This window comes from Marinomonas sp. FW-1 (genome assembly GCF_005222245.1).
Lineage (GTDB): Bacteria > Pseudomonadota > Gammaproteobacteria > Pseudomonadales > Marinomonadaceae > Marinomonas > Marinomonas alcarazii.
Genome location: NZ_CP025987.1, coordinates 3580734 through 3595699, shown reverse-complemented (window position 1 = coordinate 3595699; position 14966 = coordinate 3580734). Strand labels below are relative to the sequence as shown.

The 14966-nt window shown below is 45.2% G+C and carries 15 protein-coding genes; 6 read left to right on the top strand and 9 right to left on the bottom strand.

Annotation, left to right across the window (positions count from 1 at the left end; all coding sequences use genetic code 11):
- Window positions 1-10: 10 nt before the first annotated feature.
- Window positions 11-730, top strand: coding sequence for a 1-acylglycerol-3-phosphate O-acyltransferase (locus C1X04_RS16710; protein WP_110576801.1), 720 nt, complete (start codon window positions 11-13; stop codon window positions 728-730).
- 10 nt (window positions 731-740) lie between these two features.
- On the opposite strand, the gene C1X04_RS16705 is transcribed toward C1X04_RS16710, so the two are convergent.
- Both C1X04_RS16705 and C1X04_RS16700 read right to left on the bottom strand, forming a co-directional pair.
- On the bottom strand, window positions 741-2108 hold the full coding sequence (locus C1X04_RS16705; protein ID WP_137170539.1) for a DUF3482 domain-containing protein: 1368 nt from the start codon (window positions 2106-2108) through the stop codon (window positions 741-743).
- A 3-nt stretch (window positions 2109-2111) separates the two neighbouring features.
- Window positions 2112-3437 carry a DUF2868 domain-containing protein gene (locus C1X04_RS16700; RefSeq protein ID WP_110576799.1) on the bottom strand — a complete coding sequence of 442 codons (1326 nt, stop codon included), beginning with the start codon at window positions 3435-3437 and terminating at the stop codon, window positions 2112-2114.
- A gap of 345 nt (window positions 3438-3782) precedes the next feature.
- Here C1X04_RS16700 and C1X04_RS16695 point away from each other — a divergent pair, with 345 nt between their 5' ends.
- Complete coding sequence (locus tag C1X04_RS16695; protein ID WP_137170538.1) at window positions 3783-5396, top strand: methyl-accepting chemotaxis protein; 1614 nt, start codon at window positions 3783-3785, stop codon at window positions 5394-5396.
- A 64-nt stretch (window positions 5397-5460) separates the two neighbouring features.
- Here the strand turns inward: C1X04_RS16695 and C1X04_RS16690 are convergent, their stop codons facing one another.
- The 7 genes from C1X04_RS16690 to C1X04_RS16660 all read right to left on the bottom strand — a co-directional run bounded on the left by C1X04_RS16690 (window position 5461) and on the right by C1X04_RS16660 (window position 12431).
- The gene (locus C1X04_RS16690; RefSeq protein WP_137170537.1) at window positions 5461-6114 is read right to left on the bottom strand and encodes an HAD family phosphatase; all 654 of its coding nucleotides are present in this window, start codon (window positions 6112-6114) and stop codon (window positions 5461-5463) included.
- Between the two features lie 60 nt (window positions 6115-6174).
- Window positions 6175-7095, bottom strand: coding sequence for an EamA family transporter (locus C1X04_RS16685; protein WP_137170536.1), 921 nt, complete (start codon window positions 7093-7095; stop codon window positions 6175-6177).
- Window positions 7096-7107: 12 nt separating this feature from the next.
- Complete coding sequence (locus tag C1X04_RS16680) at window positions 7108-8823, bottom strand: putative 2-aminoethylphosphonate ABC transporter permease subunit (protein WP_137170535.1); 1716 nt, start codon at window positions 8821-8823, stop codon at window positions 7108-7110.
- The gene (locus C1X04_RS16675) at window positions 8823-9896 is read right to left on the bottom strand and encodes a putative 2-aminoethylphosphonate ABC transporter ATP-binding protein (protein ID WP_137170534.1); all 1074 of its coding nucleotides are present in this window, start codon (window positions 9894-9896) and stop codon (window positions 8823-8825) included. The genes C1X04_RS16680 and C1X04_RS16675 overlap by 1 nt, the downstream gene beginning before the upstream one ends.
- An 85-nt stretch (window positions 9897-9981) precedes the next feature.
- Window positions 9982-11013 carry a putative 2-aminoethylphosphonate ABC transporter substrate-binding protein gene (locus C1X04_RS16670; protein ID WP_110576793.1) on the bottom strand — a complete coding sequence of 344 codons (1032 nt, stop codon included), beginning with the start codon at window positions 11011-11013 and terminating at the stop codon, window positions 9982-9984.
- A gap of 173 nt (window positions 11014-11186) precedes the next feature.
- Window positions 11187-11894: a UTRA domain-containing protein gene (locus tag C1X04_RS16665; RefSeq protein WP_137170533.1), complete on the bottom strand. Its 708-nt coding sequence runs from the start codon at window positions 11892-11894 to the stop codon at window positions 11187-11189.
- Between the two features lie 75 nt (window positions 11895-11969).
- Window positions 11970-12431, bottom strand: a complete 462-nt coding sequence (locus C1X04_RS16660) for an Lrp/AsnC family transcriptional regulator (protein WP_110576791.1) — start codon at window positions 12429-12431, stop codon at window positions 11970-11972.
- A 136-nt stretch (window positions 12432-12567) separates the two neighbouring features.
- On the opposite strand from C1X04_RS16660, the gene C1X04_RS16655 reads away from it, so the two are divergent.
- The 4 genes from C1X04_RS16655 (at window position 12568) to C1X04_RS16640 (ending at window position 14913) form a co-directional block, all read left to right on the top strand.
- Window positions 12568-13524, top strand: a complete 957-nt coding sequence (locus C1X04_RS16655; RefSeq protein WP_137170532.1) for a DMT family transporter — start codon at window positions 12568-12570, stop codon at window positions 13522-13524.
- 233 nt (window positions 13525-13757) lie between these two features.
- Window positions 13758-14162, top strand: a complete 405-nt coding sequence (locus C1X04_RS16650) for a type II toxin-antitoxin system HicB family antitoxin (RefSeq protein WP_110576789.1) — start codon at window positions 13758-13760, stop codon at window positions 14160-14162.
- 66 nt (window positions 14163-14228) lie between these two features.
- Entirely contained in the window at window positions 14229-14618 is a 390-nt protein-coding gene (locus C1X04_RS16645) for a type II toxin-antitoxin system RelE/ParE family toxin (RefSeq protein ID WP_110576788.1), read from the top strand.
- Window positions 14611-14913 (top strand): DNA-binding transcriptional regulator, encoded by a 303-nt coding sequence (locus C1X04_RS16640; RefSeq protein ID WP_110576787.1) that lies wholly within the window; start codon window positions 14611-14613, stop codon window positions 14911-14913. The genes C1X04_RS16645 and C1X04_RS16640 overlap by 8 nt, the downstream gene beginning before the upstream one ends.
- The last annotated feature ends 53 nt before the right edge of the window (window positions 14914-14966 follow it).

Genomic DNA, 14966 nt, shown 5'->3' with positions numbered 1-14966 from the left:
TAATTTCAATATGTTGCTTTTGATACGGATGACATTGCTGCTATTGCTGATTGTGAGTGTGACGCTATTTGGCATTGTGTTTTGCTTGTTTACATTATCTTCAAAAAACCGTGTTTACTACCTAGGACGGGTATTTGCGAAGGTTGCTGCGTTGTTTGGATTGTCGGTTGAACCACGTGTTTCTGAGCTGGCGAAAACCGTTCCCCAAGCGGTTTACGTTGCTAATCACCAAAATAATTTTGATTTATTTACGCTCGCCGCCGTTGTGCCAGAAGGCGTGGTGACGGTCGGTAAAAAGAGCCTACGTTGGATTCCCTTCTTTGGTATTTTGTATTGGTTAAGCGGTAATATTCTTATTGATCGAGCCAATCGCAAAAAAGCCATTGAGACGATCAGCCAAGTTGTAGAAAGCATGAAAAAAACAGGTCTTTCTATTTGGATGTTTCCTGAAGGGACTCGTAGCCGAGGTCGCGGCTGGCTTCCCTTTAAGCGAGGTGCGTTTCATGCAGCCGTTCAGGCTGGAGTGCCTATTATTCCCATTGTGTGTAGCAGTACACACGATCAGGTTAATTTAAACCGTCTGCATAATGGCAAGGTTATTGTGGAAATGCTGCCTCCAATCGATACGACTGGGCTACATGAAACCGACGTTGTGAAGTTGATGGCTACCTGCGAAACCTTGATGCATGAAACCAAGCAACGTCTCGATCAAGAGCTCGCCCAGCCTTAGACAATGGCGACTAACTTTTGACGTTAGGAAGTGAGTCTAGGGTTTCTTCTAGTTGTTTCTTGATGCCCAGCTTACTAGGGTGATCGTCTGGTAAAGCTTGTTGTGACCATTCTGGGTGTTGTCGAGCCTGCTTACAGTAAGGTTTGATTCGATCCATTAAGTCATTACTTGGGAATGAAGGCGACAGTTGGTATGCCTGTTGAGAGGCGTGTCCCCGTTGATGGAAGTGTTCAATAGCGTTGACGCCTCGTAGGCATAATAAGGTTAAAGTGGCTTGGTCGAGGCACAAAAAATGTTGTTTGGTGAATTTGCTTTTCAACGTGTCTTTGTAATGCTGGCCCGTTTTCCAGGTAGCGCCTAAGATCGCACCAATTGTGGTGGCCGTGCCTAACGTTAGGCCAGCGGACATAACATCAATACCAGCTCCTATAGCCGCACCAGTTAATGCACTGGTGCCCGTTTCAACGCCCCATTCTTTTAGTGTGTCTGCATCAAACAGATCTTGTTCCCAGCGAGCGTTTTGAATGTCCAGCGGTGATGCAATAAGGTCTTCCTGTTGGAATTCATATAACCGCAAAAGTTGGCTGGTGTAGCCTTGTTCAAGAGCACGTATTTTATCTTCAAAAACACGCATTTCTTCGCTCTTAGGAGGGTAGCTGGAACACTCTAAACGTGTGCTGGCCGCTTTTAATAGTAAATCAGACAATAGGTTGCAGGCCATCGAACGGCGTAATTGTGCGGCTTCTTCTCGGTTTTGAATGAGATGTTTGATTGCGTCGTAGTCTTCAGGCATTAAGCTCTGAATGCTTTGATAGAGACGCTTTTCATCTTCAAAGTAAAACGCGACAGTGTCGTATTTAATAACCGCATGTAGGTGACGTTCTGCCAAAACTTTGCGCCATGCCTCTAAATGCGCACTGGGCGACGCGCTGAAATTCAGGATAGGAATAATGGGTTTATTGGCGCTAGCCAGTAACGCTAATTCATCAAGGTATTTACCAAGTGGCGCTTGGCGAATATCAATCACATATAAAATGATATCGGCTTGGCTTAATTGTTTAAGAATCTTTGCTTCTTGTTCAAATTCATCCTGTGCAAAGTGACTTTCACAGAATGGTTGTAGCCAGTCTGAACCTTGGTAAGAACGGAATGCATCTGAATGACGGATTTGCCAAAGGCCGATCGAATCTTCAAACCCTGGTGTGTCCGTGAGCGTAATCACAGTTTGTTTGCCGATTTTGATTTTCACACTTTCAACGTGTCGAGTCGTACCAGCTCGGTCACTGACGTCGCCAAAATCTTGCTTGCGCAACAAGGTGCGGATTAGCGAAGTTTTGCCCGTGTTGGCGTGGCCAACGACCAAAAGGGAAATCGACACGGTTTAGTCCTTTTGCTTTATTTGTGTAAAGTGAAGACGTGTTTCTCTGGCAAGGCGCTGCCAATCCTCAATAAATCTAGCGTTTTCATCGCCTGCTATCACCAGAAACAATAACGGGTAGGTCATGCTTGCTCGTGAAAAAAATCGTCTCGTGCCACGATCAGGGCTTTGCTCGGCATTAACTAAAATATAAACCGGTTCGTCGCTGGATGATGCTAAAAAGCGATCTTGTTCTTCTCGGTTGTTTAATACTGATAAAGAACGTGCAGAGCGCAAATAATCGGGCTTAGCTTGGCTCCATTCAAATAAAGCCCATTGTTGGGAAAATGCGCTGTCTGTAAGCGAGTCATCGCTTGCTCCGTTTGCGCTTATCGCAGAGGCAGAACGTTTGTGATGATCTGCATCTACAATGTTTCGGCTCTGGCTTTCCTGCTGACGATAACGATTTTGAATGATTTTTTCCTGGGTGCTCAGAGGTTGTGTTGCGCGTTTAAGGTGATACATACCCAAACAAATAATAGTAAAAACTACCCTTGGCAACACGCCATAAATAAAAATACTGGCGAGTAGAAAGTTAGCCCAATGTTGTCTTGTTGTCGCGGTTTGCGAAATAAGGTCGACGCGACTGGCGAGAATGTCTAATTGGTTCGGCAAGGAAACACCAAACCATTGAGGAATGATGCTTAAAGCTTGCGTCAGTTGAATAAAAGCATCGTCGCTTAATAACGTGGTTTCCCAGACAAAATTAACTTGATTGGTAAGCAGCAAAAGCAGAGTCATTACCCAGCCTGCCAGCAAATAACAGCCCCACGCACCATGGGAAATACTGCTGACTAACCATTTGTTTGAGTGAGCAGGGCATTGCCAATGGATATAAGCAGTGCTCACGTCTGTGTTGATATGTGAGTGCTTACTTATCTTTTTGTTGAGGAAAATCAGCAGGCTTAACAGCATGCCTTTGTTTTCAGTTTGTTGCTTCATGGTGGCCATAATGGTCACGAACCAGACGACAAAATTTAGCGCATGAAACCCTAATAAGATAATAAACAACCAAAAAATATTCACCTGATTGGATTGGTTTATCGCAAAAGCGGGCGGTACAGCCATAAAACCTAATAGCAGCGAAGCGCACAATAAACCTAAAATCGTGCGATTAAAGTAGCGTTTTAACAAAGCAAACTGAGCCGAGTAGCTGGTAGTTTTAGGTGAGGTATCTAACTCTTTTAGCGCACTAGGCAGGTTGTTCGCCTGAGCAGGCAAACGAAAATCGCTATGAGTTTCTAACCAAGCCGCAAGAGCAAGTTTGGCGCTGGGTGTTGGAAAGGTCATGTTATCGCATTGCTCTTTTCATTTATTACTCTTCTATTCGTTGTAAGGCGAATACTTGGAATGACGACATTATCCTCTTTGTTTTACTTGATGTTGTCGATAAAGGCAAAAACCACAAGGTTTTTCTTGAATATTTTCATAATGCTATCTGAAAATACTTCTTCATCAATCAGTTAGAGGTCATGTATTGTTTTATTGCGCTATATCAAGAGGATGTTATTTATTGGTTATTATGTACAGTATAAATGTAGGTAATTGTTAATGCTGATTGATTCATTGTGCTGCGCCACTCTACTATCACCTTACATACCGTAGACACGGTGGTTTTTGTTAGGGGACAAAATTATGCGTTTAAATTCTATTAGAGTGAAAAGCTCTTTGCCCGTGCTTGTGATGAGTATCACCTTTGTGATCGCTATGATTGCAGTGGTATTTATCATCAATCAACTAACGGTTGCTCTCAATACACAAGCCGACTCTTATGGAAAAGCGTCTGCGGTTATTTTGAACGCGGACCGAGACCTTTATCAAGCGAAGCTTGCAGAGCAACGTATTGTCACTGGTATTGGTAAGCCTGATGAAGAAGAAAAGGATCGTTTAGAAAACGCTCAGCAAGTAAAAGATCGCTTTAATCTATACCGTCAGTACTTATCAGCAGAGCCTGAAATTTATCAATCGCAAGGTGGTTTTGATAAGGCCTTTACGACTTGGTTGAATGCTTCAAATGCGCTTGTGAAGTTAGAGCGAAATGATCCGAATTTTGCGGCTGCAGAGCAGAAAGCTGATGCTGACTTTAGCGCACTTAGAGAGATTCTTGATAAAGCGGGCGAGGCGGTAAATAACCATACTGAAGCCTCTAAAACAGCCATCATAGAAGAGGTAGTTTCGTTTGAGAAGGTAGCGATTACTATTGTGGTTATTGGCTTACTGATTGCTATTTGGTTCAGCTACAGAACACCGAAAACATTGGCTAACCAAGTGCGTTATTTGGGCCAGCGTATTCGTGAAATATCGGAAGGTGATGGCGATTTAACTCAACGTATCGAGTTTTCTACTAAAGACGAGTTGGGTGATCTTGCGGATGAATTTAACGGTTTTGTGGAACGTCTAAAAGGCATCATTGGTAGCATTCATAAACAGTCAGATGCGTTGGGTGAAATGACTGGCCAGCTAAATAGCGTAGCAACGAAAACGGCAGGAATTACCACCGCACTGGCGAATGCTTCTGCTTCGATCGTAAGTGCAGGTCATGAAATGGATATGTCTAATCAGCAAATGGCGGCTGTCGCTCGTGATACCGCAGACGAAGCCAAAAATTCTAACAGTTTGACGCAAAATGGTATGTCTGCAGTCAACAAATCTCAGCATGCAATTACGACGCTCGTGGCGGATATTGAACTTGCTCTTGGCCGCTCTGGTGAGCTACAAAAGAGTTCAGAGAGTATTGCCTCTGTTTTGGAAGTGATCCGAAATATCGCTGAACAGACTAACTTGTTGGCATTGAACGCCGCGATTGAGGCGGCTCGTGCAGGTGAGCAGGGACGTGGTTTTGCTGTGGTGGCGGATGAAGTGCGCACCTTAGCAACTCGTACGCAAGACAGCACTAATGAAATTGAAGGTATGATAGAGCAGCTAAAAATCAATGTGGCTGAATCTTCTAAAGCGATTCAAAACAGCCGTGACAATGCTGAATTTACAGTGAGTAATTTTGGTGAAGTTACCAGCGTTTTCAATAGTTTGCAGGAATCCTTTGCGAAGGTTCAAGAGATGGCAGCGCAAACGGCACAAGCCACTCAGGAGCAATCGGTTGTTGCTAATGACATTAATCAAAACATGGTGTCGCTAAAGGATCAAACGGACTCTGTCCAATCGGTGTCTGATCTTATACAACAACAGTCAAAAGACATTACTAAGTTGTATAAAGTATTGGATCAACAGGTGGGGAGTTTTAAAGTTTAGTCTGTTGCTGATAACGCTAAAAGATAAAAGGGTCGCATGAAAGCGACCCTTTTTTATGGAAGAATTAGCGAAGGCTAATGACAGGCCAGTCGCGTTCTTGAGCCACCTTCAAAAGAATTGGGTCCGCATCGACTGCGATAGGGTTGGACGCTTTTTCTAGTAAGGGGAGGTCGTTGTGAGAGTCGCTGTAAAAAAAGCAATCGGCCATACTCATATGGTGCTGCTCAGCCCATTCTATGGCTCGTGTTACCTTGCCTTCACGAAAAGTGGGTACGCCTGCTATTTCTCCAGTGATCTGGCCGTTGTGGTACTCAATATCAACCCCTAAGGCGTTTTCAACACCAAGGTAGCGAGCAATAGGGGCCACAAGGTGAGTGCCCGTGGCCGAGATGATTACCAGAGTATCACCGGCTGCTTTGTGTTTTGCTAGGGTGGCTTTTGCCTTCGGTAAGATCATTTCTGACACTTTATCTTTAATAAATGCATCAATCACATCATTTACTTGTTCCGCATTGAGCTGGGTTAAAGGCGCGAGGGTGTAACGCATATAATCCGCTAAGTTAAGTCGGCCAGCATCGTAGTCTTCCATATAAGCTAGGTTAACGCTGAGAAAATCGTCTGGGGTCGGCAAGTTGCTTGCTGCCAAATACTCAGAGAAAGCTTGTGCTGTATCGCCAGCCACAAGCGTGTTGTCTAAATCAAAAAATGCCAGTGCCATCTCGGCTCCTTACTCTAGGCCAACCTTAACATGGTTGGCGATATACTCTGTTAAATAGGATTAACCCAATACGACGGCAATTAGGCCTGTGAAGGTTATACCAACACCAATGAGCTTGGGGAGTTTGAATGATTCACCAAAACCGATGACCGCGAAAAGCACACCGAGCGGAATGCTCAGTTGCCGGAATGCCACCACGTAACTCACGTTACTCACAAACGCCATGGCTAAAATGACCAGAGAATAGGTGCATAGCATTAGCACCGCTGTAATGGCCGCAAGTCGCCATTGTCTTCGAGTCATGTCTTTAAATTGTTGCCTCTGCGGTTTGGATAGCCAGACAAACCACACCATCCAGATAAGTGAAAAGCAGCTTTGTAAGGTGACGTACAAAATAGCAATATGCTCAGGTGGTGAAATAAAGGTGCCATCAGGGGTCGTTAACTCCCGCATTAATTGTGTCGCACGATCATCTACTAAGGAATAACCTGCGGTAGCGAAAGCGGCAATGAGCGCAAATACAGTGGTGCGATTGTTATAATTGCGCCAACTGAAGTCTTGTAAGCGAGGTAGAGGAATCAATAAGCAGCCTAGAACAATCAAAATCACCCCAGCGATGCTTTGATTGGAAATACTAGACCCCTGTCCTAAAAACCAGCTTGAGACACAGACAATGATTAATGGCGATGAACGCGCAATTGGGTAGGCGATCGACATGTCTCCAGCGCGATACGCCTCTGCTAATCCCCATAAATACAGAGCTTGGAATAGACCTGTTAATAACAGCAAGCCCAGAATGCGAAGATCAAAGGCTTGAATCAATGACCACTGCCAAACAATTAATGGAGAAAATAACAGGCTGCCCAGTAACATGGTCAAAAAGAAAAAGGCGAGGGTAGGCTGCGCCTGTTTTCCAAAGAAATTCCAGCCAGCGTGCATAAACGCTGAAATTAATACCAATAGGATAGCGGTTAGCGTCATGATCCTATTGCCTTAACGCTTGTGCCAGCTTTGTGTGTGCTTTAGCAACACATCGCCGAGAAACCAATGCACCACTCGAGCGCCCATACAGGTCACCATGATTAAGACCGCCATCGCTGCAGCAGGAGCAATGTCACCCGCATCGTCCATATTGAGCACGGCAACCGAAGCTAAGGTCGTGTTGTAGGAGTACAAGAATACGACCGCAGATACTGTTGTCATCGCGTTCACAAAAAGATAGCTGGCAATGTCCAATACCGCAGGCAAACAGACCGGCAATGACACACGCCAAAAGGTGATAATTTGTGGCACCTTGAGTGATGCTGAGACGGATTCAAACTCAGGGTCAATTTGTTTTAAGGCCGTCGATGCGGTCATGTGGCACACCGTATAAAAGTGGCTAATGGTGCACACGACTAAAATGGTCATGGTGCCATAAATGCTATTGAGTGGATTGTTGGGGGCGTTGAAGAAAAAGATGTACGCCAAACCCAATACCAAACCAGGAACTGCCAAAGGCAGAATGGCAAATAATTGGAAAAAGCCTTTTAGTACGCCATACCCAGGCAGCTTTTCCGCCAAATAGGATTGGAAGAAAATAAACAGCGTACCGATCACTGCGGTATAGGCTGCCATCTGTAAAGAGTTCCAATAGGAAGCCCAGCCGCCGCCGTCCATCAAATCGAACTGATAGTTCTTCAAAGAAAGGGATAGGTTATAAGGCCAGAACGTTACCAAAGAGGCGTATACCGCCATCAGAATAATACCGATGATCACACCGGAAAGAACAAGCATAAACAACAAGGACAGCTTGTCGGCTAGCGGGCGTGGTTTGGGAGAAAAAGGCACGGCTTTTGACGTTAACTGCGCAGATTGCCGACGTTGTAACCAGCGATCAGTTAAGAAAGTGAGTACCGCAGGCAATAACAGAATCACACTGACAGTGGCTCCCATTTCAAAGTTTTGTTGCCCAATCACCTGCTTGTAAATGTCGGTCGCCAAGACATTGTATTGTCCGCCAATTACTTTCGGTACGCCAAAATCGGTGATTACCAAGGTAAATACGACGAAAGCCACGCTGATAATGCCGTATTTGGCCGCTGGCAAGGTGACGGTGACGAAAGTACGCCATGGCGACGCGCCTAACACTTCTGCAGACTCGTATAAACGTGCATCGCTTTTCGATAGAGCGGTTAGCATGATCATCAGCGCATGGGGAAATGTCCAAAAGCAGGAACCGATAATAATTCCGATCGGTCCATAGATACTTTCTCCAAACAACAGTTCTTTCAAAATGCCTTGGTTGCCAAACAAGTACACCAAACTGATGGCAGGTAACAGAGAGGGGGCCAAAATTGGTAGCACCAAAATCAGACGAAACATGCCTTTGAGTGGAAGACAGGTACGGTTAATAGCGTAGGCCGAAAAAAACGCCAGACTAGTGACGATCAAGGTACAGACGAAGGCTAAGAAAACCGAATGGCCAATGGAGCTGGATAGACTTGGGGTGGTTAAAAACAGTGTGAAATTTTCTAGCCCAACAAAGTTACCCTCGCGGTTTTGTACGCTTTTAGATAAAAGGCTGTAGATAGGCAGTACAATTGTAACAACCAGTGCTAAGGTGCCAACAATCATCATGCCGCCAAGCGCCCATTCATCCCAACTGCGACGACGGATCAGAGGCTGTTTTTGGCTGCTTGTGTTTGTTGTCGTTAAGGTGGCTTCCATTACACCGCTCCTGCAAAGATATGTAGGCGATCTTGTGGCAATTGACAGACCACTTGTTGTCCTTGTGATAGTTCAAGACGAGCCATTTCGTTCATGGAAATGTCGGCCATAATTGGTGTTTCACGGTCGTCCAATTGAAGTAGAGAGCGTACACGAGAGCCTAAAAACTCCAGATGTACCACTTTGGCATTCACAATGTTGCCAATGTTGGTGTCAGCTGTGAAACGAATATCTTCTGGACGAATGGCGACACGAACCGCTTGTTCATAAGCAAGCGTGTTTTTAGGCGAACGTAGGTGTAGCGACCCTGAGTTGAGAAGGCCGCTTTGAGTGACTTGTGCTTCTAGAAAGTTCATTTCGCCAACAAACTCAGCCACAAAGGGGGTTTTTGGGTTGGCGTAAATCTCATGTGGTGAGCCAACTTGCTCGATCACACCGTGATTCATGACGACAATTTTGTCCGCCATGGTCAGAGCTTCTTCCTGATCATGGGTTACCATAATCGTAGTCACGCCAAGCTTTTCTTGGAGCTGTTTGATTTCTTGGCGTAAATGGGCTCGTACTCGAGCGTCTAGTGCAGACAAGGGTTCGTCTAACAGCAGAAGCCCAGGTGATGTGGCTAAAGCGCGGGCTAAGGCGACCCTTTGTTGTTGACCGCCAGACAGCTGCACTGGGAATTTTTCTTCGCTACCAGATAATCCTACGGTAGCGAGTAACTCTTTGACTCGTGCTCGACGTTGGCTGGCTGGAATGCGTTGTGATACCAAACCATAGGCAATGTTGTCTGCCACGGTCAGGTTGGGAAAGAGGGCATAGGACTGGAAAACAATACCAAAGTCACGGTGTTTGACTGGTAAATAAGTGATGTCTTTGCCTGCTTGGGAAACCATGCCACCAGTGGGTAGATCAAGGCCTGCAATAATTCGTAATAAACTGGTTTTCCCACAGCCAGAAGGCCCTAGAAAGCAGACAAATTCGCCTTCGGCAATACTCAGTGAGATGTCCTGTAGCGCTTGATAAGAACCGAAAAATTGCTGGACATTTTCGAGTGTTAAGTAGGTTTTATTTGACATGACTTGTTCTCTCATCCTATGAAAAAGCAGCGCTGAAGCCAGTCAGCACTGCTTGTTGTGCAATAGAAATTACCGCTTTGTTGTGTTATTTGGATTCACTCTTGCTATCAAAGCGTTGTTGCCATTGCGCTAAAATCTTATCGCGGTTTTGAGCAGACCAAGCAAAATCGTTATCAATCATCAGTTCTTCCGCATTGGCTGGAAAGAATTCGACTGGTTTGGCAACACCCGGCATGGCTACAACGGCATATCCTTCGTTGTACATTTCGTTGGCTTTCTTAGACACAGTCCAGTCAACCAGTGTTTGGGCTGCTTTCAGCTTGTCTGTGCCTTTCACGATTGAGGTTGCTTCCATATCCCAGCCAAGACCTTCGGTTGGGAAAACAATGTCGAGTGGCGCGCCTGACTTTTTCGATTTAGCGGCACGGAAGGCGAAAGAAATACCAATTGGGATTTCACCAGAGGCCGCTAGTTTACAAGGCTTAGAGCCAGAGTGAGTGTAGCGATTGATGTTCTGGTGTAAGCCGTCCATGAATGCCCAGCCGTCTTTTTCGCCAAACAGTTGTAACCAGCTGCTCACATCTAGATAGCCTGTACCAGACGAGTTCGGGTTGGGCATGATGATGTGATCTTTGTAGATAGGCTTAGTCAGATCTTGCCAAGAGGTTGGTTTTGGTAAGCCCAACTTTTCGGCTTCGACGGTGTTATAACAAACGGCCGCCATCCACGCGTCCATGCCAGTCCAAACTGGCTCTTCGGAACGGTCTTTGAATTTAGGCGAAAGCTTGTCATAACCTTTTGGCTTGTAGCTTTGCAGCATATTTTCACCATCAAGCAGCATTAGGCTGGTCGCCGCTAAGCCCCAAACTACATCGGCCTGTGGGTTGTCTTTTTCTGCCAATAGCTTGGCGGTGACGATCCCAGTTGAGTCACGTACCCAGTTAATCTTGATTTCTGGATGATCTTCGTTGAAACGCGCTGCGTATTTTTTTAGGTCTTCCGCTTCGATGGCAGTGTAAACCGTTAATTCCGTTTGTGCGGCATGGACGCTTGTCATAGAAAGAGCAGCGAAACCTGCAAACGTGGTAAAGCATTTAGCAAGGGTCTTCTTGTTCATTTCAACTCTCCGTGGGCAGTCAGAATGCAAAAGTTAATCTGGTATATACCAGTTGGTGTTGAAAACAATAATGATGAAATGTTGCATCTTGATGACAGATGTTAAAAAGTAAAACGATGCTGTCCTTAGCGATGTTTTAAAGTGCGAAAAAAAGACAGGAATTGGAGAAGGGGTTAGTCGCGAATGGCTATTTGGATAGTGACGGCGTCATGGCGCCAGTATTCGTAGTCGATTTCCAGCACTTGTTTGTCTTGAGTATAATTGATGCGTTCAATGTTTAGGCCAGATTGCCCTGCGGTAATGCCCAGTGCGCTGGTGGCTTCTTCAGGCAAAGAGGTGGCCTTGAAAGATAAATCCATATCACGATAAGACATCTGGTACTTGCGAGCTAGCAGTTGACTGAGAGACTGAGTTAGGTCTTCCTCCTCGATGCCAGGTAATAGCGTGGTATTGATGTACATTTTCTCGATCAATACAGGGCGATTATCAATATAGCGTCGACGGTGCAAGAAGAGGACAGGTGTGCCGACGGCTAAGTTCATTTTGGTTGCCACTTCTGGATCGGCTGCGACCAGTGTTTGCTGCAGCCTTTCCGTATGAGGCGTATAGCCTTGCTCGGTGACGAAAATATTGAAGCTCAGGTGGGCGGCTGGGTCATACACTACGGCTGGTGGGGAAACAAACCAGCCACGGCGATTTTGGCGATAAACCATACCTTCCATTTCGAGGCTTTGCAGTGCTTGGCGCACTGTGACTCGGGTGAGTTTGAATTGCTCACCAATTTCTCGTTCGGAGGGTAACTTACTGCCCGCTTCCAGCACCTTATTGCGAATCAGGCTGTGGAAATGTTCTTGCAGATGGCGGTAATGCTTCAATGACATTGACTCATTCTCTAGGGTATATAGCCCCTTAACATACTAAAAACAGGCTATTAAACAAAGCCTTTCCCTTGCTTATTAAGACACCCTGTTCAACGGCAGTGGTGCCGCTGTTTTTACTGAGCGAATAGCAAAATGGCTCTGAATGTCTTTGACATGAGGCAGTGACTGCAAAGCCTTTAAGATGCGCTCGTAATCCTGTAAGTCTCTTGCTACGACTTCTAAGCGATAGTCCGCGATACCGGACACCAGATGGGCGCTGATGATGTCTTCCATTTCTAAGATCGCTTGTTCAAAGACGATGTGTTTGTCTCCCGCATGGCTTTTTAAGCGTACTTCGACAAATACTGTCATGGAAAAGCCCGCTTTTTGTCGGTCAATGCGGGCGTGATAACCTTCTATCACACCCGAATCTTCTAAGTGTTTAACGCGGCGTAAACACGGAGAAGGGGATAAGTGTATTTCTTCCGCTAGGGCGACGTTGGTTAAACGGCCATCCGATTGTAGGTGGGAAAGAATATCTAGATCTGTTTTGTCCATATTGGCATACTTCATAATTTATTGATTTAATATGAGCATTATATGCTAAAAAATAGACTTTTTTGAGGGTGAATAGCAAGGACATGCCCGCGGGTGAAAGCAGATAATAAGGCCATCGATTTCCCAAGAGGTGGTTATGTCCCAAACAGTCACACAGCACACATCATCAATAGCTGCTCAAGAAACACCAAAATACAAACAATACGCCACAGGTTGGGGCTTTCGCCTTGGCTTATTGGCGGCTTTTGTAAGTATTTTGATTTGGGCGTCTTGGTTGGTCAGTATGCGTGCTGGCATGACGAATACTTTGACTGCGTTTGATTTAGGCGTGCTGCGTTTCTCTCCGCCAGCTTTATTGTTATTGCCTTTTTTATGGCGTGCTCGAGCACAAGTAAAAGCGGTTTCTCCCATACTTTTATTGGGCATTGTGAGTGGTGCCGGCCTGCCGTTTTTCTACCTCAGTGCAACAGGCGTTAAATACGCTCCTGCGTCTCATGCAGGCTTGTTAATCCTTGGCGCTTTTCCTTTCTTTGTGACCTTGCTGGCCGTGCTTTTCTATCAAGAAAAAGTCAGCCAAGCGCGCAAAATCGGCTTGAGCTTAGTTTGTATTGGTGTGGTTGTTTTATTCAGCTTGTCACTGCTTACCGCACCAGAAAACACATGGAAAGGGGATTTATTATTGCTGGCCGCTAGCTTCTTCTGGGCGGTGTACACAGTGAGTTTGCGGATTGCAGGATTACCACCGTTGGTATCGACCGCTCTAATGGGGCTAGTCTCCCTAATCGCGCTCGCGTTTTTATGGGCAACTGGGTTTGCTTCTAGCGGACTAGCCGATGCCTCTTGGGATATGTTGGCAGGACAGATTCTTGTGCAAAGCCTACTTGTTGGCCTGATGACGGGCTTCTCCTATGGCTATGCCATCCAAAAACTTGGCGCGGAAAACATGGCCGCCATCGGCGCCTTCACCCCAGTACTCGCCGCGCTCATCGCCATCCCCGTACTTGGTGAACACCTAGAAGGCTACTCCATCGCCGGACTCATCTTCGTCAGCATCGGCGTCGTTATTGCTAGTGGGATTTTTAAGAAACGATAGTTTTGTTGGTCTGACCAGGCTTCTTTAACCGGAAATACTGAACCCTGTTTACCAATGGTAAGCGGGGTTTTGTTTTTTTTATAGAGATTTTTATTTTCCTCGAAGTCATAGCTATTTATTTTAAGGGTTATTGGAGTTGTGGTTTGTTTTGTTCAAAAAAATAACCTATTGAAATTTTTGAAAACAAGCTCAGCTCAACTAGTTCATTAGTGGCTTTAGCAGAGGTACGATCAATGAAATATCCAATTGTATTACATACCGATAACGGCGTTAGTTATGGCGTGACTGTGCCAGATGTGCCCGGCTGTTTTTCGGCTGGCGATACATTTGATGAAGCACTAGAAATGGCTGAAGAAGCGATTTTTTCTCACCTTGAACTCTTGCTAGAAGACGGTGAAGACATTCCAACCGCCAGCCCAATCTCTGTTCATAAAGACAACCCAGACTACGCCGATGGCGTGTGGGCTGTGGTGAATATAGATATCACACCACTGCTTGGTAAAAGCGAAAAAATTAACGTAACACTGCCACATTTACTCATTACCAAAATCGACAAAATGGTGGCGGCTAATCCGAAGTACAAATCCCGTTCTGGGTTCTTGGCCGAAGCATCGAAGAAAGTGCTACAGTTAAGTTAGCGGCAAGATAAAACAAGCACAGGATGTGTTGAGTATTGTTGAAATACTGCCCAAGGAGGGTATACTTTGATTTATAAAACGAAAGAGTTTTGTTCTTTAACTAAAAAAGATCGTTTGTCTGATATGGATCTCATTGAAGCATGTGATGAGATCCAGAGAGGATTAGTTGATGCAGACCTAGGTGGCGCTCTCTATAAAAAGAGAGTGGCAACAGAGGGCAAGGGTAAGAGTGGTAGCTATCGAACGATTATTGGTGCTGTCATTGGTGAAAAGTACTTTTTCTTGTATGCCTTTGCTAAAAATAAACGAGCCAACATCACGAAAAAAGAGCAAATGGCGCTAAGGGAACTAGCCCAAATCTTCATTAGTTTTAGCCAAGTTGAATTAGAAAACTTGATAGCCTCACAAGAGTTAATCAAAGTAGAGCATTGCCAAGAAGGAGATCGCCATGAGTGATATTTTAAAGTCTGTTCACAAGACAGCCAAAGGCCTTAAAAAGGCGGGTGCGATTGATAAAACCACCATGCGTCAGTTTGATACCTTATGCTTAACCTCCATTCATGATTTCACACCTGAGCAAGTCAAAAAACTAAGACTCGCCAACAACCTTTCCCAACCTGTTTTTGCTCAATACCTTAACGTCAGCGATAAGCTCGTTAAAAAATGGGAGCAAGGTGAAAGTAAACCTAGAGGCGCTGCGCTGAAAATGCTGTCTCTTGTGAAGCGTAAGGGGATAGAGACCATTGCTTAACTGTAGTGAAATATTGGAAATACATAATGTGATTTTTTTGGAATCAATGAAAT

Bases quoted from the DNA above. Each gene is read 5' to 3' on its own strand.
- C1X04_RS16710 (WP_110576801.1), top strand. From the start codon at position 11: ATGTTGCTTTTGATACGGATGACATTGCTGCTATTGCTGATTGTGAGT.
- C1X04_RS16700 (WP_110576799.1), bottom strand. From the start codon at position 3,437: ATGACCTTTCCAACACCCAGCGCCAAACTTGCTCTTGCGGCTTGGTTA.
- C1X04_RS16695 (WP_137170538.1), top strand. From the start codon at position 3,783: ATGCGTTTAAATTCTATTAGAGTGAAAAGCTCTTTGCCCGTGCTTGTG.
- C1X04_RS16690 (WP_137170537.1), bottom strand. From the start codon at position 6,114: ATGGCACTGGCATTTTTTGATTTAGACAACACGCTTGTGGCTGGCGAT.
- C1X04_RS16685 (WP_137170536.1), bottom strand. From the start codon at position 7,095: ATGACGCTAACCGCTATCCTATTGGTATTAATTTCAGCGTTTATGCAC.
- C1X04_RS16680 (WP_137170535.1), bottom strand. From the start codon at position 8,823: ATGGAAGCCACCTTAACGACAACAAACACAAGCAGCCAAAAACAGCCT.
- C1X04_RS16675 (WP_137170534.1), bottom strand. From the start codon at position 9,896: ATGTCAAATAAAACCTACTTAACACTCGAAAATGTCCAGCAATTTTTC.
- C1X04_RS16670 (WP_110576793.1), bottom strand. From the start codon at position 11,013: ATGAACAAGAAGACCCTTGCTAAATGCTTTACCACGTTTGCAGGTTTC.
- C1X04_RS16665 (WP_137170533.1), bottom strand. From the start codon at position 11,894: ATGTCATTGAAGCATTACCGCCATCTGCAAGAACATTTCCACAGCCTG.
- C1X04_RS16660 (WP_110576791.1), bottom strand. From the start codon at position 12,431: ATGGACAAAACAGATCTAGATATTCTTTCCCACCTACAATCGGATGGC.
- C1X04_RS16655 (WP_137170532.1), top strand. From the start codon at position 12,568: ATGTCCCAAACAGTCACACAGCACACATCATCAATAGCTGCTCAAGAA.
- C1X04_RS16650 (WP_110576789.1), top strand. From the start codon at position 13,758: ATGAAATATCCAATTGTATTACATACCGATAACGGCGTTAGTTATGGC.
- C1X04_RS16640 (WP_110576787.1), top strand. From the start codon at position 14,611: ATGAGTGATATTTTAAAGTCTGTTCACAAGACAGCCAAAGGCCTTAAA.